Origin of the sequence: Longimicrobium sp. (assembly GCF_036280135.1) — a bacterium.
Lineage (GTDB): Bacteria > Gemmatimonadota > Gemmatimonadetes > Longimicrobiales > Longimicrobiaceae > Longimicrobium.
Map to the genome: position 1 here is coordinate 1 of NZ_DASURI010000204.1, position 3,919 is coordinate 3,919.

A 3,919-nucleotide genomic window follows, 5' to 3' on the forward strand; every position below is an offset into this window, starting at 1 on the left:
GGGCTTGATCCATGGCGGCGACGAAGGATCTTGTATGCGAGACTCGGGCCCGGCTTCCAGGCATGAAGTGGCCCCGTGGTTTGGACACAAGATCCTTCGGTCGCGCCCGTGATCTCTCGTGAACGGGCGAGTTCTACGCGGGCGCTCCCCCAGGAATCAATCGATGCGCAGTGTCTATGCGAAACAGGACGATGCGGCTTGCGCGGGCGCGGCCAGGCAGGCACCGTGCTGCGCCTGCAGGCCCGCATCCGCCGCCCGCTATCGAGGACGCCATGGCCATCCAGCTGCATCTCATCAACGAGTCCGGTGACGGACAGAGCGTCGTCATCTACCAGAAGCCACCGTTCGTCGCGAGCGAAGACGCCGGCTCGAACGCGGCGCCGCTCATCGCGGACCGCGTGATCGCCCTGCCGCCGCCGGGTGAGCGTGTCACGGTGGAACACGAGGGCGACAGCGTCGTCCTGGGCGTGGCGCCTGCCGCGGCGGGCGAGATCGCGGACCCAGCCGCGCTCCCGGCGCCGGTCCAGCTGGCGCTTCCGCCGTCGCCGTCCGCGACCATCCGGGTGCGTGGCGGCGGCGCCGAGCCCGTCACCTTCACCGTCGCGCCGGCCTGATCCGCATCACCCGGCGCCTGTCCCGTCGCGATGATCATCATCCACCGACCGCATCCGTCATGATGCCGTCGGGCCACGCGTTGTGCGTCTACCCCCGGGCGGATATACTCGCCTGACGGGGCGGCGGCGCGGTTCTTTCCACGGGCTCGCCGCCTCGCGATCCGCCGCTTCGGGCAGGACCGCAGTTCCCCACTCGATTCCATCCGCCCCGCCACATGGGCATTTTCGACAAGCTGTTCGGCAAGAAGCAGCAACCCGCCTCGCCGGCGCCCGCGTCGCCGCCGAAGCCGTCGGCATCGGCATCGGCCTCGCCTGCCGCGCCGCCACCGACGCCCGCCGCGCCGGACGCGGACGCGCAGCCGATGATGCAGGCGTACGACGAGTACGGCCGGTCCATCCTCATCCCGCGGGAGGAGTGGCGCACCAAGGTGCTCGCCGGCAGCCTGCACGCGCACTGGGACAACCCCGACGTGCTGTACGAGCTCATCATCCGCGCCGTGGAGGACGGGTTCCAGGCGGACGTGATGGAGGCGGCGGACCGGCTGAACGGCATTGACCCCATCCCGGAGCGCGGCGCCACGGCCCTGGCCATCGTCCTGATGAAGAACGGGGCGCTGAACGAGGCGGAGCGCGTGCTGACGTCGTACGCGGCGCAGCGCGGCGAGACGGGCGTGGTGCTCACCAACCTCGCCAAGGTCTACGCGGACCGCGGCGAGGCGCAAAAGGCGGAGGAGACGCTGTGGCGCGGGCTGCAGCTGGATCCCAACCTGGACAACGCCGTGGCGTGGTACCAGGCGCAGGAGCGTGACCGGGGCGGCGACGCGGGGGCGCTGGAGGCCATGCGCCGCGTGGCCGTCCTTCCCGGCAGCTGGCGCGCGCAGCTGTGGCTGGCCCGCGACGCGCTGGCGGCGGGCGACCGCGACCAGGCACTGGCCCTGTACCACGAGAGCCTGTCGCGCGTGGGCGACAACGTCCCCGCGCTGCTGCTGGAGCAGATGAGCGGCGACCTGGGCGGGCACGGCCTGCTGGGCGAGCTGGTGGAGCTCACGGCGCCGCGCTACGACGCCGCGCGCCACGGGGTGATGGTGGGCAACAACCTCATGAAGGCGTACCTGGACCTGGGCCAGCCGGAGGCTGCCCGGCAGGTGCTGGAGCAGCTGCACGCGCTGCAGCGGCCGGACTGGGGCCCGGCGCTGGCCTTTTGGGAAAAGGAGATCGCGCGGGCGGGCCTGGCGCCCGTGGACACGCCCCCCGACGGGCAGATCCCGCTGGCCATGCTGCGGCTGGAAGGCCCCGTGTGGGCCGCCGGCGAGCCCGTGCCCGGCCTGCTCCCCGCCGAGGCGCCGGCGGGGCCGGTGATCTGCTTCCTGGGCAGCACGGCGGAGCAGCCGGACCAGGGCTCCGTGCCCGAGCACCAGCTGACGGACGACGCCGGGCGGCTGAGCCGCGCGCTGCCCCTGTTCCTGGCGGAGCAGGCGTCGCTCGCGACGACGGCGCGCGCCGAGACGCTGGTGCCGTGGGTGATGCTCACGCCCGGCGCGTTCGCGCTGCGCGGGGAGGGCTGGACGGACGAGGAGGCCGCGGCGGTCGCGGGGCCCGGCCAGGAGTACGTCGTCGTCACGCACCTGCGCGCGCTGCGGGACCCGTGGGGCGTGCAGCTGCGCGTGATCCGCGCGAGCGACGGCGCCTGCGTGGGCACGCTGGGCGCCGCGCTGGACTCGCGCGACCCGGCGGACGGCGTCCGTCGCCTGGCCGATCGGCTGATGGCGCTGCTGGCGGAGCAGGCCGGCGTGGAGGCGCGCACGCCGCCCCCGCTGTACGCCGTCCCCGCGGGCAGCATGCTCTCCAGCTACCTGGTGCGGCTGGAGCAGCTGCTGGCCATCCGCTGCTTCAACATGGAGGGCGCGGACCCCGCGGCGCTGAACGGCACGCGCGAGATGATCGCGGGCAACCTGCAGCTGTGCCTGGACAACCCGCGCAACGCCGCCACGCGCCTGCTGCTCGTCCAGGCCGTGCGCGGGCTGCGGAAGGGCCACGAGAACGCCGTCCGCGAGTTCGCCGACCGGGTGACGCTGCTGCAGCGCGAGCACCCGCTGCCGCCCGAGGCGCACGCGGTCGTCCAGCGTCTCCTGGACGAGGCCCTCGCGTAGCACCGACGAGGGACGAAACGGCGATCCAGGGCCCCTCGGAAAACAACTGCTTTCCGAATCCAATACGAAAGCAGGATTGCGTGCTCCCGATCCGGCCCCGCGACGCACACCGTCGCGGGGCCGTCGTCTTGTGCGCATACCCGCCGCCCGCGTAAGCTGCGCCGGGGCCGATGCGGGTGATGCGCATCGGCCGACGTCCACAATCAACCGTGAGATCGGATGCGCCGCGCCGTACTGCCGCTGCTCGGAATCTTCTTCGCCACGATGCTCGTCGGGTGCGGGCCGCGGAACCCGCGGGTGGACGTGGTGACGCAGTTCGGCACCATCCGCGTGGAGGTGGACAGCGCACGGGCGCCCCTCACGGCCGCCAACTTCCTGCGCTACGTGGACGAGGGACGGTACGCGAATGCGTCGTTCTACCGCGTGCGTGGCTCCGAGGCGGAGCTCATGCAGCAGCGCAACGCCATCGTGCAGGGCGGCCTGTACATGGACGACGACACCACGAAGCTGCTGCCGCCCATCGGCCTGGAATCGACACAAACGACGGGGCTCAGGCACACGGACGGCACCGTATCCATGGCGCGCTTCGGGGTGAACAGCGCGCGGGCGGAGTTCTTCATCGTCGTGGGCGACCAGCCGCACCTGGACTACCGCGACGCGCAGCGGCAGGGCTATGCCGCGTTCGGCCGGGTGGTGGACGGGATGGAGCTCGTGGAGCAGATCTCCAAGCTTCCCGCGCAGGAGGAGCGGATCGCGCGTCCCATCCCGTTCCGCGTCGTGCGGGTGAAGTGATCCGCCTTTCGCGCTTGTCATCCTGAGGAGCCGCCGCGTGGTCTTGCCCGGACGTGATTCGTGGCGGCGACGAAGGATCTTGCCCGCGATGCGACAGGCCGGCTCCCCTGCACGGGAGCCGGCCTCCTGTTTTGCAGGCAAGATCCTTCGGGGCCGCGGACAATCCTGCACGGACGGATCCGTGAGGGCCCCTCAGGATGACAATCGCCGGGGGAGGGTTCCAGACGGGGAGCAGCCTTGGGAGGTGATCCGCCGGGCGTTCCCGCGCGGCCAATCCCGCGCTTGTCATCCTGAGGAGCCGCCGCGTGGTCTTGCCCGGACGCGATCCGTGGCGGCGACGAAGGATCTTGCCCGCGAAGCGAG

The 3,919-nt window shown here is 71.9% G+C and carries 3 protein-coding genes; all 3 read left to right on the top strand.

What is annotated here, in order from left to right; translation table 11 throughout:
* Window positions 1–272: 272 nt before the first annotated feature.
* The 3 genes from VFZ20_RS05960 to VFZ20_RS05970 all read left to right on the top strand — a co-directional run bounded on the left by VFZ20_RS05960 (window position 273) and on the right by VFZ20_RS05970 (window position 3,556).
* Window positions 273–614, top strand: a complete 342-nt coding sequence (locus tag VFZ20_RS05960; RefSeq protein ID WP_329682924.1) for a hypothetical protein — start codon at window positions 273–275, stop codon at window positions 612–614.
* A 215-nt stretch (window positions 615–829) separates the two neighbouring features.
* Window positions 830–2,764: a hypothetical protein gene (locus VFZ20_RS05965; RefSeq protein ID WP_329682925.1), complete on the top strand. Its 1,935-nt coding sequence runs from the start codon at window positions 830–832 to the stop codon at window positions 2,762–2,764.
* A gap of 219 nt (window positions 2,765–2,983) precedes the next feature.
* Window positions 2,984–3,556, top strand: a complete 573-nt coding sequence (locus VFZ20_RS05970) for a peptidylprolyl isomerase (protein ID WP_329682926.1) — start codon at window positions 2,984–2,986, stop codon at window positions 3,554–3,556.
* Window positions 3,557–3,919: the final 363 nt, after the last annotated feature.